This window comes from Bacillus sp. REN3 (assembly GCF_017912555.1).
GTDB lineage: Bacteria > Bacillota > Bacilli > Bacillales > Cytobacillaceae > Mesobacillus.
The window spans coordinates 16,403-34,927 of record NZ_JAERSD010000025.1 but is presented as its reverse complement, the minus strand read 5'-3'; the positions used below and the strand labels follow the sequence as shown (position 1 = coordinate 34,927).

The following is an 18,525-nucleotide window of genomic DNA, read 5'->3' as shown; positions in this document are numbered from 1 at the left end:
TGTTACATTTAAAACAGAGGTGAAAAAAATGCCTGTCATTACGAAAATATCTGTTCAAAAGCATAACAAGGACCGATACAGCATTTTTACCGACAGTGGCAGCGGTGAAGAATATGCTTTCAGTGTCGATGAAGACGTCCTGATCCGGCATCAGTTGAAAAAAGGGATGGAACTTGATGAGTTGTCGATCTCGGAAATGCTTGTCCAGGATGATATCCGCAAAGCCTTCAATATGGCCGTCCAGTATATGGCATATAGAATGCGTTCAGAGGCAGAAGTTCGCGACTACCTGAAAAAGAAGGACATGGCAGAGCATGTCATCCAGGAAGCAGTGCACAAGCTTTATGAATTGAAATTTTTGAATGATGATGAATTTGCGGCTGCTTTTGTACGTACGCAATTGAATACGACTGACAAGGGGGCTGAGCTGATCAAACGTGGGTTAAAGGAAAAAGGGATTGATCAGGGAAAAATCGATAAAGTGATTGGGGAAGCCACTTTTGATGACCAGCTTGCAAAAGCTATCAAGCTCAGTGAAAAGTATGCCCATAAAAATAGGAAGGATTCTTCAAGGATCCTTAAACAGAAGCTTGAGCAGATGCTGCAAAGGAAAGGTTACTCCTTTTCGATTATCCGCGCTGCCCTTGAAGAAATAGAGCTGGAAAAAGACGAAGTGGATGAGATGGAGGCACTCCGCTATCATGGTGAAAAATTCCATGGCAAGTTTGCGACGCTCCCGGAACATGAGTACAGGCAAAAAATGAAAATGGCTCTTTACCGGAAAGGCTTTACGATGGATCTGATTGACCACTTCATCTCTGAAAAGGAAAAGGAAGAATCAAAAAAATCATGACAGTTGTCATGATTTTTTTGATTCTATAATGATTTCTTCCTTGTCCAGGTTGTCGATGATCAATGCCGCTACTTCGGCAGGTGACCGGAGCCTTGAAGGGTCTGAGACATGGTCGCTGCCTTCCCAGAACTTGGTATCCATCCCGCCCATATAGGCTCCAACGATACGCACCCCTGAGTTTTCATATTCCTTTTGAAGGCTTTCGGTGAATCCTCTTACCGCGAATTTACTTGCGCAATAGACAGCCTCGTTCTTCTTGCCGCGCAGCCCGGCTGTCGATATGATATTCAAAACAAGCCCTTCCTCGTTCATTTCTAAATAAGGAAGGAAGGCATTTGTCATTTGGATGGTGCCTAGTACATTGATCTGTACCATCTCTTCGATTTCCTTGTCGGATGTCTGGAGGAACGGGCCAAAATAGCCGACTCCTGCGTTATTGACGAGACCATATAGCGTGAATTTTTTATTCAACAGGATTGCCTTTTCTTTCACATCCTCGAGATTCCTGACATCGAGTACGATTGTTGTTGCGTTCCCGCCGGACTTCTCGATTCGGGATTTCGTCTCAGCCAGCTTAGCTTCGGACCTTCCTGCCAAAATCAAATGGTATCCTTGACCGGCCAACAGCAAAGAGAGTTCCCTTCCAAGCCCTGAACCAGCTCCTGTGATAATGATCGCTTTCATGATAGCCTCCTTAAAATTACATGCTATACTTTAGTTATATAGTAAATTTAAATATGTTGAAAGCAAAAGCAATCCGGGAGTGAAGGATATGACAAGAGATAAACGCTACAGCGAGATGTCGGAATACGAATTGAAGCAGGAGATTGCTGCCTTGCATGAAAAAGCAAGGAAGGCTGAGCAGATGGGCATGGTGAACGAATATGCTGTCCTTGAACGGAAAGCCGCGATGGCAAAGGCCTATTTGCTGGATCCCGAAGATTTTAAGCCTGGGGAGGTTTATCAAATCGAGGGGGATCCGGGACAGTATTTCAAAATTGGGTATATGAATGGGATATTTGCCTGGGGGACACGCCTTGGAGGCACTGGAAAAGAAGAAGCACTCCCTATTTCCCTTCTGGTAAAATTGGAGCAAAACCAGAAATGAGTTCTGGTTTTGCCTTGAGTCTATTTTTGATCTTTGATGGCGGCTGAAGTATCGTCCTCGCGATGGGATGAAGCATACATGCGTTCCTGCGGATGAGTATTGATCGTACCATCCGCCCTTGTGGAAGCATATTCCGCTTTTGCCCGCGGTTCGCCTTCAAGCTTATTGCCATGCACATTCGGGAAGTTCTTCGCTTTATTGCGCATATGGGCCTCCATGACAGGTGAGATTACGTGTACGCCAAAGGCTGCACGCATTAATAGTATGGGATAAAGATGCATTAGGCATGAAATCAAAAATTGGCAAAGGAGGAGCTGCATGCAGGAATATCATGACCGGTTGGCCAAATTGTTGCTGGAAAAGAATAAGGAGCTAACCTACGAACAAGCGTTGACATGGGTTGAATTATTATCGGAGGATTTTGAAGCCACGTATGCAAAAGCAGGCCATGATTATATGGGCAGCGCTGTGACCGAGAAGGTCGTCCGCCAATGGATCGAGCACTATGGCGCCCAACTCCATGACTTTGTGAAAAGAAACCCCAAATACAAGCATCTGCTGGGACTGGGCGATGAGGGGCCAAAACATCATTAAGCTAAAAACCCCGGCTCTTTGCCAGGGTTTTTAGCTTAATGATGAATTTTTACTTTCCAGCCGGCTCCCAGCCTAGCTAGGCCGGTTGGCACACGCGATGAAGTCAAGGAGAAGCTTCCACCGCCTCGATTTCATGCCTCTCATGGATGAGTTTCCAGCATTCCGGTATATATCGGCTGCTTATGCTTTCCTTAACCTTCACCTGGGATGAATTCGAGTTTTTTCCTCAGTTTTTCTTCACTGTAGATCCAGCCTGTGTATGAGCTTAGGATCTCCAGATCCTTGTTAAGGTTCACGACTGCAACAAAGGGGTAATACCCATTGCTCCGGTAACGCAAATCGATGAACCTGACCTCGTAATAATCATCATATTCATCGCATTCCCAGCGGTACACCGGAGAAAACGAAAGGAAAGCCGAAAGGTTCTTATCTTTTTTAGCAGCTTCGAGTACAGGTGTCTCCGGCACGGGAACCCGGTTGAACTGATCGAGAATGCGGACGTGGTTTTTATGGGCCCGCCCTACAAAAAACTGGCGTTTGTTCATGACCGCTACTCTCCAATGATGGAATCTCATTGTCGGGGCGACAATGATGTCCGTTGCGTCGGGCACGATTTTTTTCACAGCTTTAAGGACACGGCGCTTATGGATGTATCGGTAGATATAGTAGCCAATCAGGGAGAAGTAAATCGCCAGGAACGTATAACCGGGGTCTGCCCCGAAAGCCCAAAGGAACAATCCAGCGACATGGACCGCAAAAATAATCGGATCAAACGTGTTGATGATCCCCAAAGCGACCCATTTCGACGAAAACGGCCTTAAAGCCTGGGTTCCATAGGCGTTGAAAATGTCGACAAAAACATGAAGGAAAACCGCAATGAATGTCCAAATCCATAAATGCAGCAGGTTCGCTTCCGGATAAAAAGAGTATATCACCCCGGTTATCAGGAGCGGCCAAAGCAGGACTGCAGGAATGGAATGCGTGATGCCGCGGTGGTTCCTGATATAGACCGCGTTATTCCTTAACTTTAAAATTGTATCAATATCCGGGATTTGTGAGCCAATGATTGTAGCGATCAGGACGCTTCCGGCCGTAGCGGAGCTTCCGCTGACGACTGGGTCCAGCGTGGCCAATCCGCCAAGCGCAAAGCCCATTACAACGTGGGTTCCTGTATCCATATTAGCCCCCTCCTCGTTAAAAATTTGATTTGAAATCCTTGTCATGGTTGTGATTATAGTTTACTTTTAAAGGGCTGTACAGCACCAGGCCTTTTGGGAGAAATTCAAAAAAAGGAGCTGTCCCGCATGATCCAAATGATTGTTCATTACGAGATTAAACAAAATCTACTCGAACCATACAAAGAAGTATTGAGCAAAATTTCTGCAATGCTTCCTGTTTTTGAGGCTGATATGTTCTCCTGCAGCCAGTCGGAACAGCTGAACCATTTTGTTGAAACCTTCTATCTGCCGACTGAAGCCCATTACCATGCGTTGAAAAAGCTGCGTCTTTCCCGCAGCCATCCAGTGTTTGGCAGCCTGGAGGATTTTGTCCCCGGAGGACTGGAAAAGATTGGGTTCGCGGCAATCAAGCAGGAACATTACTAATATATTCCCAAGTTTCCGGAACGATTAACACCAGGAGGAGCAAAAAGTGGCAAATAATCATATGACAACTGTAAGTTCAATAAACATAAAATCTTTTCAGGATGACTTGATTAGCTGGTTTTCGGCAGAACAACGGGAACTGCCCTGGAGACAGGACAAGGACCCGTATAAGGTTTGGGTATCTGAAATCATGCTTCAGCAAACAAGGGTGGATACTGTCATTCCTTATTTTACCCGTTTTCTCGAAAAATTCCCAACCATCGATGCGCTGGCAGAGGCTGATGAAGATAAAGTATTGAAAGCTTGGGAAGGTCTTGGCTATTATTCGCGCGTGCGCAATTTGCAGGCAGCCGTCAGGGAGGTCCAAGAGAAATATGGTGGCAAAGTGCCTGATACCCCTAAAGAAATCTCTTCTTTAAAGGGAGTCGGACCGTATACAGCAGGAGCGATTCTCAGTATAGCGTATGGAAAGCCTGAACCGGCTGTGGATGGAAATGTGATGAGGGTTTTATCGCGCATTCTGTTGATCTGGGAAGATATCGCAAAACCGTCCTCGCGTAAGGTTTTTGAACAAGCAGTAAGGGAAATCATCTCCCATGAAAATCCTTCCTATTTCAATCAGGCGATGATGGAGCTTGGCGCACTCATCTGTACGCCTACATCTCCATCGTGTCTTTTGTGCCCTGTAATGGATCATTGCAATGCATTCCATGAAGGCGTCCAGGACCAGCTGCCGGTGAAGACCAAAAAGAAGAAGCAGAGGAATGTCCAGCTTGCGGCAGGCGTTTTCACGAATGAAGAAGGGAAAATCCTGATCCGCAAACGTCCGGGGACAGGATTGCTGGCAAATTTGTGGGAGTTTCCTTCCGTGGAGCTGTCTCTGGGCTTCCGTCGGCAGCGGGACGAGTTGGCAGAGCATTTTGAAGAACATTATGGCATCAGGCCGAAGGTGGGCGATTCTATTGGCCAGATTGATCATGTTTTTTCCCATCTTGTTTGGAACATCCAGGCATACAAAGGAGCGTTTGAAGGAGACATTTCCGAAACCTCTAGGCTGAAGCTTGTGACCGATGAGGAAATCGGAGAGTACGCATTTCCTGTCCCATATCAAAAGATGCTGAAGCAATATGATGCCGAAAAAAGGGCTGACTAACCAGAATTGGTTTGCCAGCCCTTTTTTCAGTCGTAGTTTACTTTCGTACCGTGGGTATAGTCGGCCTCGCCTCTGTTCAAGCCGCCCCTCTGTTCGATTTCCTTAATGATTTCCTTGTGGATTGTCTGTCCTTCAGCATTCAGGTAAGGAACCATCTGCTGCAGTGAATGCTGGAAGAACGCAAGTTCACTATCCTTCCAGTCTGATTTCGGAATCATCGAAAGCTCTGTCATATCCCGGCCAACATACATTGCCATCATCCTTTCGAAAATAATATCTAACTAAGGGTAGTGTTTTCCGCTAATCAATATTTTATCAGGAGAGAGACTATCCTCCTCATTGTCATATATACCTGAAAAAGCTAAAATGAAACAAACAGGAGAAAGAAAGGATTTTTTACATATGACTCAAAAAGTTGCATTGATCACAGGAAGCAGCCGGGGGATTGGCAAGGCTGCCGCCATCAGGCTGGCAAAAGAAGGATACGATATTGTTATCAATTATGCCCGGAGCCGGACAGCTGCCCAGGAAACAGCAAAGGAAATAGAAGCGATGGGCAGGAAAGTACTCACAGTCAAAGCGAATGTAGGGGATGTCAGCAAAATCAAAAAGATGTTCGAACAAATCGAAGCGGAATTTGGCAGACTCGATATTTTCGTCAACAATGCCGCTTCGGGAGTGCTACGGCCCGCTATGGAGCTTGAAGAATCCCACTGGGACTGGACAATGAACATCAATAGCAAGGCATTGTTATTTTGCGCCCAGGAAGCAGCAAGGCTGATGGAGAGGAATGAAGGCGGAAAAATCGTCAGCATCAGCTCACTAGGTTCGATCCGCTATCTCGAGAATTACACCTCGGTTGGGGTTTCAAAAGCTGCGCTCGAAGCATTGACAAGGTACCTTGCCGTCGAGCTTGCGGATAAGAACATCGCAGTCAATGCCGTATCTGGCGGAGCAGTCGACACGGAAGCCCTTACGCATTTCCCGAACAGGGACGAACTTTTAGAAGAGGCAAGACAGAAGACACCCGCAGGCAGGATGGTAGAGATCGATGACATGATCAATGCGGTAATGTTCCTGCTCAAGGATGAATCAAGCATGATCCGCGGCCAGACGATCATTGTCGATGGAGGCATTTCCCTGCTTGTCTAATGCTTTGCTTGCCTGAATTTGGAATAAAATAGCCGGATAGACCACCTCCCGAATGGTTACATTAATATTCGTGGAGGTGATAACAATGGCAAAACAACCTAACCAAACTCAAGCTGGAACTAACGTTCAGCAGGTGAGACAAAAAAATGCTCAATCTGCTCAAGGCCAATTCGGAACTGAATTCGCCAGCGAAACAAACGCTCAGGAAGTGCGCCAGCAAAATCAGCAAGCTGAAGCTCGCAAAGGTCAAAACGCTGGCCAGCAGCAACAGCGCTAATATCACATCACCACAAAAGGCACTTTCCAATCTGGAAAGTGTCTTTTCCGATTGCTTTTTCCCGCTTGCCCCCCGGAAACCTCTTCATAATTCAGTCTTAAGCAAGGGGAAATCCGGATATTACTTCCATTTAAAATGAATTTAATCCTAAGGAATGAATCTTACGGTTGAGGCTGTCTTAATCTTAGTTGGAGTCGGTTTGCTGGGGTGTCACAGAGTCAGTTTAATCGATGGTCGATCAATTGATTATAGGAAGTTTATGAAGCCTCTCTGAATCCCTGGATCCATCCCGTAATCCTCTGAATTTAAGGTCATTCCTATCAGCGGGCAGGGAAGCGGTTTTTTAGGGGAATGCAGTTCGACAAAGATTCCAATCCATCTACATAACTAGCCAAAGGAATATAGCCAGGCCGACAGAATACTTATTAGGAGATTAAATTTCACAGGTGGTGGAAAAAGGGATGGAAAAATTTAATGAATTGGTTTCTTCGCAGATGCAAACGATGGAAAAGCTTCTCTATCTGCAGTCTGAATTGGAAAGATGCCAGGAGATTGAAAAGCAGCTCGATGCCCTCAAGCTAAAAGCTGGGCTCAAGGAAGTACGGGCCGAGATTGACATGAAAAAGCAGGAATTGAAGGAAATTCACAATATATTCGAGAGGCAGACAGAAGAAGTGATCGGCACTTATCAGGAGCTGACTGGGGCGGTATCGCTTAAAGGCTGAGCCACTGAGCCTTCCCCCGGGAAAAAATGAACTTTTATAAAACTATCCCGGTTTTTGGCTTGCCATCGATGGAAATCGGTGGCTCTTTTGTTTTAAATTCTCTGCTGAACCGTTATAATAATAAAAAACAGGAATCATTCTTTGTTGCCTTTTGTCGTTTTGATTTTATCGGTAGAATAAGCATAGATAGGTTGCAAAGCTTCCAGCAAGGAAAGTAGGGGAGAAGAACATGGGCGTACCCACAGAAGGTGAATCTGTGCAGATACACAGCTATAAGCATAATGGGCACATCCATCGGGTCTGGGAAGAAACAACCGTCTTAAAGGGAACACAAAATCTTGTGATTGGCGGCAATGACAGGACAGTCGTAACAGAGTCGGATGGAAGAACGTGGATCACACGGGAGCCAGCGATCTGTTACTTCCATTCTCAGCACTGGTTCAATGTGATTGGCATGATCCGGGAAGATGGCGTGTATTATTACTGCAATATCAGTTCCCCATTCATTTTTGATGGAGAAGCGTTGAAATATATTGATTATGATCTTGATATTAAAGTTTTCCCTGATATGACGTTCAACTTACTCGATGAAGATGAATATGAAAGACACAGAAAAGAAATGCAATATCCGGATGTGATCGATAAAATCCTGAAGTACAATGTAGAAAAGCTGAAGCGCTGGATCAGGCAGAGGAAAGGTCCGTTTGCGCCTGATTTCATCGACATATGGTACGAGCGGTACTTGACTTACCGGCGCTAAAAATCAAGGAGTCCGATAAAAGCCTGTTGATTTTTATCAACAGGTTTGTTTCGTATTTACCGCATGCAGTATCTAAGCAAACACGGTCAACAATCAGGCTCAATCCAAAAGGATATGCATCAGCCATTTTGAAATCCTGTCCAGCAGGGCACTCTTGTGCCTTGGAATTGTTATCCACTGAATTTTCTTGAAGAGTTGCCTAATTTGGCAGTTTCAAATGATCCAGAATCAGTTGTTTTTAACTTAGAGCAGGGAGCTGCTCGGCAACGACCTTTGGTGGCTGGCTATGATTCGCCGAAAGGCAGGAGCCCTGCGCTTTTTCAATGATTGGCTGTATCAAGCTTGCCTGTTGATTCCGCTTCAATCAACCTTGCCAACAAAATAAAAATGAGCTTTGACTAGAGATAGACAGCTCCGTGAGGGGGAAACAGGTTGGGCAGCATACGCAGATATTTAGAATTCGTAAAACCATATCGGATACAGATTATCGGGACAATTTTCATTGGAATCCTCAAATTCGCGATTCCGCTTCTGATCCCGTTATTGATTAAATTTGTCCTCGACGATATTATCGGCAATGAAACGATGAGCACAGCTGAAAAATCGAGCAGGTTATTTTGGGTGATGGGCATTATGGTCATCGTTTTTGTCGTGTTCCGTCCACCGATCGAATATTATCGGCAATATTTTGCGCAGTGGACTGCGAGCAAAATCCTTTATGACATCAGGGACAGGCTATTCACCCATCTTCAGAGGCTGAGTTTCAGATACTACTCGAATACCAGGGCTGGCGAGGTCATTTCGAGGGTCATCAACGATGTCGAGCAAACAAAGACTTTTGTGATTACAGGGTTGATGAATCTTTGGCTTGATATCGCAACGATTTTGATCGCAGCTGCAATCATGTTCACGATGGACGTCCAGCTCACACTCGTCTCCTTGATCCTGTTCCCATTTTATGCTTTTTCGGTAAAATATTTTTTCGGGAACTTGCGCAAGCTGACCCGGAAACGTTCGCAGGCCCTTGCAGAGGTACAAAGCTATTTGCATGAGCGCGTCGCCGGTATTTCCGTCATTAAAAGCTTCGCTATCGAGGATTACGAACAGACCCAGTTCGACCGGCAGAACAAGAATTTCCTGATGAAAGCATTGGAGCATACAAGCTGGAATGCGAAAGCGTTCGCAGCAGTCAATACGATCACGGACATCGCCCCGCTGATCGTCATCGGTTTTTCAGGTTATCAGGTTATCCAGGGGAACCTGAGTATCGGGGAAATGGTGGCCTTCATCGCCTACATCGACAGGCTGTATAATCCGCTCCGCAGGCTTGTCAACTCATCGACGACCCTGACGCAAGCCATTGCATCGATGGATCGTGTATTTGAATTCATGGATGAAAAATACGACATCCAGGACTCGGCTGACGCAGTCGAGCTGGACAAGGTGCATGGTGATATTTCATTCAGGAATGTCAGCTTTGCTTATGAGGAAGAGAGCGAAACTGTGTTGAAAAACCTGAACATTGATGTGAAAAAAGGCGAGACAATCGCGCTTGTCGGGATGAGTGGAGGCGGCAAGTCTTCTTTTGTCAGCCTGATTCCGAGGTTCTTCGATGTCACCGAGGGAGAGATCCTTCTTGACGGGAAAGATATCCGCTCTTTCAAGGTCCGTTCCCTGAGGGATAAAATCGGTATGGTGTCGCAGGATAATATTTTATTCAGCGAATCGGTCAAGTCAAATATTTTGTTAGGAAAGCCTGAAGCAAGCGACGAAGAAGTAATCGAGGCAGCAAAGGCCGCAAATGCGCATGAATTCATCATGAATCTGTCCGACGGGTATGATACGAAAGTTGGGGAAAGAGGAGTCAAGCTTTCAGGAGGCCAAAAACAGCGTATCGCTATTGCCCGCGTGTTTTTGAAGAATCCGCCGATCCTGATCCTTGATGAGGCAACGTCGGCCCTCGACCTAGAGAGCGAGCATTTGATCCAGGAAGCAATCGAAAAGCTGGCAAAGGACCGCACCACTTTCATTGTCGCCCACCGCCTGTCGACCATAACGCATGCTGACAGGATCGTACTCCTAGAGCATGGCCAGATCGTAGAGGTTGGCAGCCACGACGAACTGATGTCCATCAAGGGCGGGTATTATAGACTCTTCCAGGTGCAGCAGCTTGAAAACTGAATAATTTCTTTCCAACCGAAGTGCAATGAAGGCGCTTCGGTTTTTCTATGGTCAATTGCATCTTTTTCCCAACTTTCCCTGAATAAAAACGGGACTAAAGTCCTGATTATAGTTGAAATCTTCGTTATATTTAAACAATTTAGAAAAATCAGTGGACTATCTCATAGTATTTAATATAAAATGTTTTTACACAGACAGTATTCAACAATAATAATTTTGCAACGGAGAGGAGTAGAAAATTGGTACATGCTCCGGTATTGGATGTAAGAAATTTAAGAACATCTTTTATTACATCGGATGGAGAAGTCCCGGCTGTCGATGATGTGAGTTTTTCCGTCCATAAGGGGGAAATCCTCGGGATCGTCGGGGAATCCGGATGCGGCAAAAGCGTTACATCGCTATCCATCATGAAGCTGATTCCCCAGCCGCCGGGGAAAATAGTCGGGGGGAAAATCCTCCTGAATGGGGAAGACCTCGTCCATGCTACGGAAAAGAGGATGCGTGAAATCAGGGGAAATGAAATAGCGATGATTTTCCAGGAGCCGATGACTTCACTCAATCCGCTGTTCACGATTGGCCAGCAGCTGACTGAAGCCCTGAAGATACACAAGAAACTTGGTAAGAAGGCTGCACAGCAGCAGTCGATTGAAATGCTCAAGCTTGTCGGCCTTCCGAGAGCCGAACAAATAATGAATGAGTACCCCCATCAGCTGTCCGGAGGGATGAGGCAAAGGGTCATGATTGCGATGGCGCTTAGCTGTCATCCACGGGTGCTGATTGCGGATGAGCCGACAACCGCACTTGATGTGACTATCCAGGCGCAAATCCTCACACTGATGAAGGATTTGAATGAAAAACTTGATACCGCGATCATCATGATCACTCACGATCTCGGTGTTGTTGCCGAGGTCTGCCAGCGTGTAATAGTCATGTACGCCGGCAAGGTTGTCGAGGAAGGGCTTGTCAAGGATATTTTTAAAGATCCTAAACACCCATATACAATGGGGCTTCTTAAGTCGATTCCCGATATCCGTGCGAAACAGGAACGGCTGTACTCGATTCCAGGGAATGTTCCAAAGCCTGGTTCGATTAAGTCTGGATGCAGATTTGCGGCAAGGTGCGAATTTGCCATGGATAGATGCCTGAGTGAGAACCCTGAACTTTATGAAACAGGGAAGCCAGGTCATTCAGTGCGCTGCCTGCTGCATGAGAAGGAGGAAGTAACCGATGCCAGAAGTACTTTTACAGGTTGAAGGCCTTAAAAAATACTTCCCGATCACTGGAGGAGTGCTCGGGAAACAGACTGGGAACGTCAAGGCAGTGGATGATATCAGTTTCTGGGTCAATAAAGGGGAAACACTCGGGCTTGTTGGCGAGTCCGGATGTGGCAAATCAACCACTGGCAGGATGCTGATGCGCCTGATCAATCCTACGGAAGGAAAAGTTGTTTTCGAAGGAAAGGAACTGGTCGGGCTGTCGCAGGAAGAGATGCGAAAAACCCGGAAGGATATGCAGATGGTGTTCCAGGACCCATACGCATCGTTGAATCCGAGGCATACGGTTGAAAAGATTCTCGAAGAGCCTTTGATTGTCCATGGAATCGGGACAAAAAAAGAGCGTAAACAAATGGTGAAGGAGATGCTAGAGGTCGTCGGCCTCAGCAGCTATCACGCCAAAAGGTACCCCCACCAGTTCAGCGGCGGACAGCGCCAACGGATTGGGATTGCCCGGGCTTTGATGACCAGGCCTAAGCTGATTATTGCCGATGAGCCTGTGTCGGCGCTGGATGTGTCGATCCAATCACAGGTTTTGAATCTATTGGAGGACCTGCAAAGGGAATTCCAATTGACCTATATTTTCATCGCGCATGACCTCGGTGTCGTGAAGCACATTAGCGACAGGGTTGGCGTCATGTATTTGGGCAGGCTTGTTGAAATAACAGATGCGGAAAAGCTGTATGACAATCCGCTCCATCCTTATACAAAGGCACTGCTTGCAGCAGTTCCAATTCCTGATCCGGAAATCAAGAGGGACAGGGAGTTATTGGCCGGAGATATCCCAAGCCCGGCAAATCCGCCGCAAGGCTGTGCTTTCCATACAAGATGCAAGGAATGCATGGAAATTTGCATGACAGACAGACCGGAACTGAAAGAAGTTGAACCTGGTCATTTTGCTGCCTGTCACCTCTATTCATAGGAGGAAGCAGATAGCGTGAATGATAGATTTATGGACTGGCATTTAAAAGCTGGACCGAAAAAACAAAGGGGGAAAATCATGAAAAGGCGTCTTGGATTAATGTTTTTTGCGTTTATCCTGATCTTAAGCTTAGGCCTTGCTGGCTGCGGCAAAGAGCCGGCCGATTCAAAAACAGGCGGTGCCTCTTCTGATGGGGGAGATTCATCAGGAGGAACGCTCGTATTTGGCCGCGGAGGCGATTCAGAATCGCTTGACCCAGCAACAACAACAGAAGGGGAATCATTCAAGGTAACAGAGAATATCTATGAGACTCTCATCAACTTTGGTGAGCAGGATACTGAAATCGAACCTGGCCTTGCTGAAGATTGGGAAGAATCTCCTGATGGACTGAAGCACACATTGAAGCTTCGCAAAGGGGTTAAGTTCCACGATGGCACTGATTTCAACGCAGAAGCTGTTGTCTTCAACTTCGAACGCTGGAAAGCAGGAAACAAGGAACGATTCTATTACTACAACTCTCAATTCGGGGATGTCATCAAGGAAGTCAAAGCAGTTGACGAGCATACAGTAGAAATCACACTCAACCGCGTATTGGCACCATTCTACAAAAACCTGGCAATGTCGCCATTCGCGATCGCTAGCCCGGAAGCCATCAAGAACCACGGCGACAAGTTCGTTGAGAACCCAGTTGGTACTGGTCCATTCAAATTCAAGGAGTGGAAGCGAAACGATAAAATTACGGTCGTTAAGAATGAAGACTACTGGCAAAAAGGACTTCCGAAGCTTGACAGCGTCATTTTCCGCGTCATTCCGGAAAACTCCGCGCGTTTGAATGCATTGAATACTGGTGAAGTTGACTTGATCGATGGCGTAAACTTCAGCGATGTCGAGCAAATCAAGGCGAACCCTGATCTGCAGGCATTCTTCCGTCCATCCATGAACGTTGCCTACCTAGGCTTGAACAGTACACGCGGTCCATTGAAGGATAAAAAGGTCCGCCAGGCATTGAACCATGCGGTCGACAAGCAGGCATTGATCGATGCTTTCTATGCGGGCGCAGCAGAGCCAGCCATAAACCCTATGCCGAAAACAATCGCAGGCTACAATGACCAGGTCAAGGATTATGAATTTGATCTTGAAAAAGCGAAGCAATTATTGAAGGAAGCCGGCTATGAAAATGGCTTCGAGATGGAACTGTGGGCGATGCCGGTAGCAAGGCCATATATGCCGGATGGAAAGAAAGTTGCAGAAGCCATTCAAGCTAATTTCGAAAAAATCGGCGTAAAAGCTAAAATTGTTTCTTTCGAGTGGGCCACGTACCTTGAAAAAGCCCGTTTAGGCGAAGCGGATTCATTCCTGCTTGGCTGGACAGGCGATAATGGCGATGCTGATAACTTCCTTTACGTCCTTTTGGACCAGGACAGCATCGGCAGCAACAACTATTCTTACTATAAGAATCAAGAGGTTCACGACCTGTTCATCAAAGCACAATCTACGAACGATCAGGCTGAACGTGAAAAAATCTATAAACAAGCTCAAGAAATCATCAAAGATGACGCTCCTTGGGTACCGCTTGTCCACTCTGAGCCTGCCATTGCCGGAAAGGCAGATATAACAGGCTACAAGCCGCACCCTACAGGTTCTGACCTGCTTTCAAGTGTGGAATACAAAAAATAGAGCAACAGGGAAAGGGAGAACATGCGCTGTCTCCCTTTTCTTTTGAAAAAAGAAGATGCCAAAGCAATACTCGTAAACTGACATCATATGAAATGAGGTGGGGAAGGTGTTTGCCTATTCTATCAGAAGGATTTTATCCCTGGTTCCCGTACTTTTAGGTCTTTCTCTTATCGTATTTTTCATGATCCGGGCGATTCCCGGCGACCCTGCCCAGGTCATCCTCGGGCAGTTGGCGACAAAGGAAGCCGTTGCGGATTTGACGAAGCAGCTTGGTCTGGACCAGGCTTGGTATATTCAATATTTTAACTATCTTGGAGGATTGCTGACCGGTGACCTTGGCCAATCCCTCCGGACCAAATCGGAGATCAGCAATGAAATTTGGCCTTACCTCGCAGCGACGATGGAGTTATCCTTCGTTGCGATGATGATCGCGATTTTCATTGGAGTGAATGCGGGGATCATCAGCGCCTGGTTCCAGAATTCCTGGTTCGATTATGTCGCGATGATTTTGGCATTGATTGGGGTTTCCATGCCGATATTTTGGCTTGGTCTGATGGAACAATGGTTGTTCGCTATCAACTTGGACTGGCTGCCGACTTCTGGTCGTGAAGAGGTAAGAAATCCGGTCTCGGCTATCACCCACTTTTACATCATCGATACATTGATCCAGGGACAGACCGACCAGTTTGTCGAGGTACTCAAGCACCTGGTTCTCCCGGCAATCGCCCTCGCAACAATCCCGATGGCAATCATTGCCAGGATTACGCGTTCAACGATGTTAGAGGTCATGCGTTCCGATTTCATTAGGACGGCAAGGGCAAAGGGGATGCGTATGTTCTGGGTGGTCTATAAGCATTCCCTGAAGAATGCAATCATTCCTGTGCTTACTGTCATCGGTCTGCAGACTGGACTGCTCCTTGGCGGCGCAATCCTGACAGAGACGATTTTCAGTTGGCCAGGTATCGGCAGGTATATATATGAAGCCATCAACTACCGCGATTACCCTGTGATCCAGTCAGGCATCCTGATCATAGCCCTGATTTTTGTCTTGATCAACCTTGTAGTTGACCTGCTGTATGCCGCGATTGATCCTCGGATCAAATACTGATGAAAGGGGAGAATATGATGGAAATCTCAACAGATAAACAAATACAGCCATCCATCGTACAGGCGGAGGAAAAAGTAGCTTCTCCCTGGGCGGAAGCATGGTACAGTTTCAAGAAAAATAAACTGGGACTGGCAGGTACCTTCCTTGTCCTGTTCTTTATATTGCTCGCCATTTTCGCACCAGTGATTGCTCCGGAAGGGATCAATGACCAGGCGATGAAAGAACGCCTGCAGGCTCCATCTGCTGAACATTGGTTCGGTACGGATGACTTTGGCCGTGACATTTTCTCGCGTGTTGTGTATGGAGCGAGGATCTCTTTGTGGGTCGGGACTTTTTCAGTCATGGGCTCGATTGTGGCAGGATGCCTGCTTGGTATTCTTGCAGGTTACTATGGAAAATGGGTTGATGCCCTCATTTCTAGATTGTTTGATATCATGCTCGCTTTCCCGAGTATCCTGCTGGCTATCGCGATTGTTGCCGTTCTTGGGCCATCGCTGCGGAATGCCTTGATCGCGATTGCCATCATCAATATCCCGAACTTCGGAAGGCTGATCCGGTCAAGGGTGCTTAGTGTCAAGGAAGAAGAGTATATCATGGCTGCAAAGGCCGTCGGAATGAAGGATAGCAGGATCCTATTCCAGCACATCCTTCCGAACAGCATGGCGCCGATCATCGTCCAGGGAACCCTGGCAGTCGCCACGGCAATCATCGAGGCAGCGGCCCTTGGATTCCTCGGGCTGGGAGCAGAGGCGCCAAATCCCGAATGGGGCAAGATGCTGGCCGACGCAAAACAGTTCATGATCCAGGCACCTTGGACGATGATCTTCCCTGGATTGGCAATCATGCTGACAGTCCTTGGCTTTAACCTGATGGGAGACGGTCTGAGGGATGCGCTCGATCCGAAGATGAAAAATTAAAAAGCAAGCAAAAAAAGCAGCTGGGAAGCTGCTTTTTAAATTTCGATATTTTGTTCTATATCAACGTTGGGGTCATCTTTATGATAAGACTGGAAGCTTGTGACGAGCGTATCCAGGTGCTCGACCTGCTCTCCGTATTCCATGATGATCGAAATAAGCTGCATGACATGATAGAAGACTTGGCTATTTACATCGGAAAAGTCCTTTTTCTGCTCCAAAAATAATTCAAACAGCTGGTTTTTATTCAGGCAGACTTCTGCTTCAACATGAGGAGGAGTTTCAGGCCTGATTTTTCCCACGAATTTCAGCATCACCTGCTCATGGTGGTTGACAAGGCAGTCAAGCTGATATTGGATGACTTCCTTGAACTCAAGCGGCATATGGTTGAATTCATTTTCATAGCGATGGAGCCGCTTTAGCGTTTCCAGGGCTTTTCTCGTCGTGATGATCATCTGTCTGTAGATGACGAGCTTTCGCGATTTGGCCAGCTTGTTGTTTTTAAAATAATTGCGCTCCTCTTTGTACATATTATACAGCTGATCAAGCTTGAATGTTCCTTCACTCAGACGCTTAATGTCTGCTCTCAGAAGCTCACGCTCGGAGGCATGGCGGGTGCTCAGACGGATCCACTTCGTTATTTCCTCCGCCAGTGTCGAGGTTTTATTAAAAAGCTTGTTCTCATACTTTGGCGGCAGGAACACAAGATTGACAATGAAGGCAGAAATGACCCCTAACATGATCGTTGAAAAACGGATCAGCGCGAACTGGATGAAGTTTTCTCCGGGCGTTTCCATGATGGCAATCAAGGTGACGAGCGACAGGGAAATAGTATTTTCAAGCTTAAGCTTCAGGTTCAAAGTGATGACTAGAACAGCGGCCAGCCCAATGATGAAAATGCTGTTGCCAAACGCCATGACGAACAGGACGGCTGTCGCTGCTCCAATCAAGTTGCCCTGCACATGCTCGATGATGGTTTGATAAGAACGGTAAACAGTCGGCTGCAAGGCAAAAATTGCCGCAATGCCGGCAAACACCGGAGATGGAAGATTGAAAATATGAGACAAGAATAAAGCAAGGACAATGGCAATTCCCGTTTTCAAAATGCGGGCACCAAGTTTCATGGAAGATGTTTTCCTTTCATTGAGAGATGGGATATCTCATTCATTAATTAATACTTTAACAAAATCAGTTGAGACTAAACAACTATGTACTATACAATGGAAAGCCGATAAGTTCAAGCGGCAAGATGATGATAATACAATCTTTTAAATTGTAAGGGATTACATGATGGAGTGTTCCTGTTAAGCGGTTTATAAGAGGGAGGATGAAAAGCGATTTCATTGGCATGGCGGCTATAGGCAAAAAAGGAAAAAAATGCTTAAGATGCGAGGCCTTATAAGGCGCAAAGATTAAAAGAAAGGTACCGCGAAGAGGATGAGTGCCCTAAGGATGCTCATATAGGGGGGAAAAGGTACGCAAACGGGTTATGCGAGACCTTTCGAAGCCCTGGGAGTGGTCCAAGGTAGCGCAAGCGTGGTATGCGTCCCATTTGAGACATCAGAGAGAGGGAAAATGGGACGCAAGCGGGTTATGCGTCCCATTTGAGACATCAGAGAGAGGGGAAAGGTAGCGCAAGCGCGGTTTTCGTCCCATTTGAGACATCAGAGGGAGGGGAAAGGTAGCGCAAGCGCGGTATGCGTCCCATTTGAGACACCAAAGGGAGGGGAAAGGTAGCGCAAGCGCGGTTATGCATCCCATTTGAGACATCAGAGGGAGGGGAAAGGTAGCGCAAGCGGGGTTTTCATCCCATTTGAGACATCAAATAGAGGGAAAAGGTACCCCAAGAGCGGTTTGCATCCCATTTGAGACACCAGAGGGAGGGGAAAGGTAGCGCAAGCGGGGTTTTCATCCCATTTGAGACATCAAAGGGAGGGGAAAGGTAGCGCAAGCGGGGTTTTCATCCCATTTGAGACATCAGAGAGAGGGGAAAGGTAGCGCAAGCGGGGTTTTCATCCCATTTGAGACATCAGAGAGAGGGGAAAGGTAGCGCAAGCGCGGTTTGCGTCCCATTTGAGACACCAAAGGGAGGGGAAAGGTAGCGCAAGCGCGGTTTGCATCCCATTTGAGACATCAGAGGGAGGGGAAAGGTAGCGCAAGCGCGGTTTTCATCCCATTTGAGACATCAAGGAGAGGGGAAAGGTACCGCAAGAGTGGTATGCA

At 46.7% G+C, this 18,525-nt stretch carries 20 protein-coding genes; 15 read left to right on the top strand and 5 right to left on the bottom strand.

The genetic code is table 11. The features are described from left to right. Positions 1–28 precede the first annotated feature (28 nt). On the top strand, positions 29–853 hold the full coding sequence (gene recX / locus JJQ88_RS17740) for a recombination regulator RecX (RefSeq protein ID WP_210367375.1): 825 nt from the start codon (positions 29–31) through the stop codon (positions 851–853). Positions 854–859: 6 nt separating this feature from the next. On the opposite strand, the gene JJQ88_RS17735 is transcribed toward recX, so the two are convergent. Beyond that, positions 860–1,537 carry an SDR family NAD(P)-dependent oxidoreductase gene (locus tag JJQ88_RS17735; protein WP_210367374.1) on the bottom strand — a complete coding sequence of 226 codons (678 nt, stop codon included), beginning with the start codon at positions 1,535–1,537 and terminating at the stop codon, positions 860–862. Between the two features lie 88 nt (positions 1,538–1,625). Between JJQ88_RS17735 and JJQ88_RS17730 the strand changes: the two genes are divergently transcribed. Next, positions 1,626–1,961 carry a YfhH family protein gene (locus JJQ88_RS17730; RefSeq protein WP_210367373.1) on the top strand — a complete coding sequence of 112 codons (336 nt, stop codon included), beginning with the start codon at positions 1,626–1,628 and terminating at the stop codon, positions 1,959–1,961. A gap of 20 nt (positions 1,962–1,981) precedes the next feature. Here JJQ88_RS17730 and JJQ88_RS17725 read toward each other — a convergent pair whose 3' ends face one another. Then, the gene (locus JJQ88_RS17725) at positions 1,982–2,167 is read right to left on the bottom strand and encodes a small, acid-soluble spore protein K (protein ID WP_210367372.1); all 186 of its coding nucleotides are present in this window, start codon (positions 2,165–2,167) and stop codon (positions 1,982–1,984) included. 112 nt (positions 2,168–2,279) lie between these two features. Here JJQ88_RS17725 and JJQ88_RS17720 point away from each other — a divergent pair, with 112 nt between their 5' ends. Continuing rightward, positions 2,280–2,555, top strand: a complete 276-nt coding sequence (locus tag JJQ88_RS17720; RefSeq protein WP_210367371.1) for a YfhJ family protein — start codon at positions 2,280–2,282, stop codon at positions 2,553–2,555. A gap of 191 nt (positions 2,556–2,746) precedes the next feature. Here the strand turns inward: JJQ88_RS17720 and JJQ88_RS17715 are convergent, their stop codons facing one another. Further along, on the bottom strand, positions 2,747–3,733 hold the full coding sequence (locus JJQ88_RS17715; protein ID WP_210367370.1) for a metal-dependent hydrolase: 987 nt from the start codon (positions 3,731–3,733) through the stop codon (positions 2,747–2,749). Between the two features lie 126 nt (positions 3,734–3,859). Between JJQ88_RS17715 and JJQ88_RS17710 the strand changes: the two genes are divergently transcribed. Both JJQ88_RS17710 and mutY read left to right on the top strand, forming a co-directional pair. Further along, positions 3,860–4,159 carry a hypothetical protein gene (locus tag JJQ88_RS17710; RefSeq protein ID WP_210367369.1) on the top strand — a complete coding sequence of 100 codons (300 nt, stop codon included), beginning with the start codon at positions 3,860–3,862 and terminating at the stop codon, positions 4,157–4,159. A 61-nt stretch (positions 4,160–4,220) separates the two neighbouring features. Beyond that, positions 4,221–5,312, top strand: coding sequence for an A/G-specific adenine glycosylase (mutY, locus tag JJQ88_RS17705; RefSeq protein WP_210367401.1), 1,092 nt, complete (start codon positions 4,221–4,223; stop codon positions 5,310–5,312). Positions 5,313–5,338: 26 nt separating this feature from the next. Here mutY and JJQ88_RS17700 read toward each other — a convergent pair whose 3' ends face one another. Beyond that, a complete protein-coding gene (locus JJQ88_RS17700; protein WP_210367368.1) occupies positions 5,339–5,563 on the bottom strand; it encodes a hypothetical protein in 225 nt (74 codons plus the stop codon). A gap of 151 nt (positions 5,564–5,714) precedes the next feature. On the opposite strand from JJQ88_RS17700, the gene fabL reads away from it, so the two are divergent. The 10 genes from fabL (at position 5,715) to JJQ88_RS17650 (ending at position 16,305) form a co-directional block, all read left to right on the top strand. After that, a complete protein-coding gene (fabL, locus tag JJQ88_RS17695) occupies positions 5,715–6,464 on the top strand; it encodes an enoyl-[acyl-carrier-protein] reductase FabL (RefSeq protein WP_210367367.1) in 750 nt (249 codons plus the stop codon). A gap of 85 nt (positions 6,465–6,549) precedes the next feature. Then, the gene (locus tag JJQ88_RS17690; protein ID WP_210367366.1) at positions 6,550–6,741 is read left to right on the top strand and encodes a gamma-type small acid-soluble spore protein; all 192 of its coding nucleotides are present in this window, start codon (positions 6,550–6,552) and stop codon (positions 6,739–6,741) included. A gap of 461 nt (positions 6,742–7,202) precedes the next feature. Continuing rightward, the gene (locus JJQ88_RS17685) at positions 7,203–7,466 is read left to right on the top strand and encodes a YgaB family protein (RefSeq protein ID WP_210367365.1); all 264 of its coding nucleotides are present in this window, start codon (positions 7,203–7,205) and stop codon (positions 7,464–7,466) included. 229 nt (positions 7,467–7,695) lie between these two features. After that, positions 7,696–8,226 (top strand): nucleoside tri-diphosphate phosphatase, encoded by a 531-nt coding sequence (ntdP, locus tag JJQ88_RS17680; RefSeq protein ID WP_210367364.1) that lies wholly within the window; start codon positions 7,696–7,698, stop codon positions 8,224–8,226. 432 nt (positions 8,227–8,658) lie between these two features. Then, entirely contained in the window at positions 8,659–10,407 is a 1,749-nt protein-coding gene (locus JJQ88_RS17675; RefSeq protein WP_210367363.1) for an ABC transporter ATP-binding protein, read from the top strand. Between the two features lie 239 nt (positions 10,408–10,646). Beyond that, positions 10,647–11,660: an ABC transporter ATP-binding protein gene (locus JJQ88_RS17670; RefSeq protein WP_210367362.1), complete on the top strand. Its 1,014-nt coding sequence runs from the start codon at positions 10,647–10,649 to the stop codon at positions 11,658–11,660. Further along, positions 11,635–12,603 (top strand): ABC transporter ATP-binding protein, encoded by a 969-nt coding sequence (locus tag JJQ88_RS17665; protein WP_210367361.1) that lies wholly within the window; start codon positions 11,635–11,637, stop codon positions 12,601–12,603. Before JJQ88_RS17670 ends, JJQ88_RS17665 begins: the two co-directional genes overlap by 26 nt. Before the next feature lie 78 nt (positions 12,604–12,681). Next, on the top strand, positions 12,682–14,280 hold the full coding sequence (locus JJQ88_RS17660) for an ABC transporter substrate-binding protein (RefSeq protein WP_210367400.1): 1,599 nt from the start codon (positions 12,682–12,684) through the stop codon (positions 14,278–14,280). 106 nt (positions 14,281–14,386) lie between these two features. Continuing rightward, positions 14,387–15,388, top strand: coding sequence for an ABC transporter permease (locus JJQ88_RS17655; RefSeq protein ID WP_210367360.1), 1,002 nt, complete (start codon positions 14,387–14,389; stop codon positions 15,386–15,388). Between the two features lie 17 nt (positions 15,389–15,405). Further along, positions 15,406–16,305 (top strand): ABC transporter permease, encoded by a 900-nt coding sequence (locus tag JJQ88_RS17650; protein WP_481748313.1) that lies wholly within the window; start codon positions 15,406–15,408, stop codon positions 16,303–16,305. 35 nt (positions 16,306–16,340) lie between these two features. On the opposite strand, the gene JJQ88_RS17645 is transcribed toward JJQ88_RS17650, so the two are convergent. Then, the gene (locus tag JJQ88_RS17645) at positions 16,341–17,426 is read right to left on the bottom strand and encodes an FUSC family protein (protein WP_210367358.1); all 1,086 of its coding nucleotides are present in this window, start codon (positions 17,424–17,426) and stop codon (positions 16,341–16,343) included. Positions 17,427–18,525: the final 1,099 nt, after the last annotated feature.

Excerpts from the sequence above, each read along its gene's own strand:
- recX (WP_210367375.1), top strand. The coding sequence starts at position 29 with ATGCCTGTCATTACGAAAATATCTGTTCAAAAGCATAACAAGGACCGA.
- JJQ88_RS17735 (WP_210367374.1), bottom strand. The coding sequence starts at position 1,537 with ATGAAAGCGATCATTATCACAGGAGCTGGTTCAGGGCTTGGAAGGGAA.
- JJQ88_RS17730 (WP_210367373.1), top strand. The coding sequence starts at position 1,626 with ATGACAAGAGATAAACGCTACAGCGAGATGTCGGAATACGAATTGAAG.
- JJQ88_RS17725 (WP_210367372.1), bottom strand. The coding sequence starts at position 2,167 with ATGCGCAATAAAGCGAAGAACTTCCCGAATGTGCATGGCAATAAGCTT.
- JJQ88_RS17720 (WP_210367371.1), top strand. The coding sequence starts at position 2,280 with ATGCAGGAATATCATGACCGGTTGGCCAAATTGTTGCTGGAAAAGAAT.
- JJQ88_RS17715 (WP_210367370.1), bottom strand. The coding sequence starts at position 3,733 with ATGGATACAGGAACCCACGTTGTAATGGGCTTTGCGCTTGGCGGATTG.
- JJQ88_RS17710 (WP_210367369.1), top strand. The coding sequence starts at position 3,860 with ATGATCCAAATGATTGTTCATTACGAGATTAAACAAAATCTACTCGAA.
- mutY (WP_210367401.1), top strand. The coding sequence starts at position 4,221 with ATGACAACTGTAAGTTCAATAAACATAAAATCTTTTCAGGATGACTTG.
- JJQ88_RS17700 (WP_210367368.1), bottom strand. The coding sequence starts at position 5,563 with ATGTATGTTGGCCGGGATATGACAGAGCTTTCGATGATTCCGAAATCA.
- fabL (WP_210367367.1), top strand. The coding sequence starts at position 5,715 with ATGACTCAAAAAGTTGCATTGATCACAGGAAGCAGCCGGGGGATTGGC.
- JJQ88_RS17690 (WP_210367366.1), top strand. The coding sequence starts at position 6,550 with ATGGCAAAACAACCTAACCAAACTCAAGCTGGAACTAACGTTCAGCAG.
- JJQ88_RS17685 (WP_210367365.1), top strand. The coding sequence starts at position 7,203 with ATGGAAAAATTTAATGAATTGGTTTCTTCGCAGATGCAAACGATGGAA.
- ntdP (WP_210367364.1), top strand. The coding sequence starts at position 7,696 with ATGGGCGTACCCACAGAAGGTGAATCTGTGCAGATACACAGCTATAAG.
- JJQ88_RS17665 (WP_210367361.1), top strand. The coding sequence starts at position 11,635 with ATGCCAGAAGTACTTTTACAGGTTGAAGGCCTTAAAAAATACTTCCCG.
- JJQ88_RS17660 (WP_210367400.1), top strand. The coding sequence starts at position 12,682 with ATGAAAAGGCGTCTTGGATTAATGTTTTTTGCGTTTATCCTGATCTTA.
- JJQ88_RS17650 (WP_481748313.1), top strand. The coding sequence starts at position 15,406 with ATGGAAATCTCAACAGATAAACAAATACAGCCATCCATCGTACAGGCG.
- JJQ88_RS17645 (WP_210367358.1), bottom strand. The coding sequence starts at position 17,426 with ATGAAACTTGGTGCCCGCATTTTGAAAACGGGAATTGCCATTGTCCTT.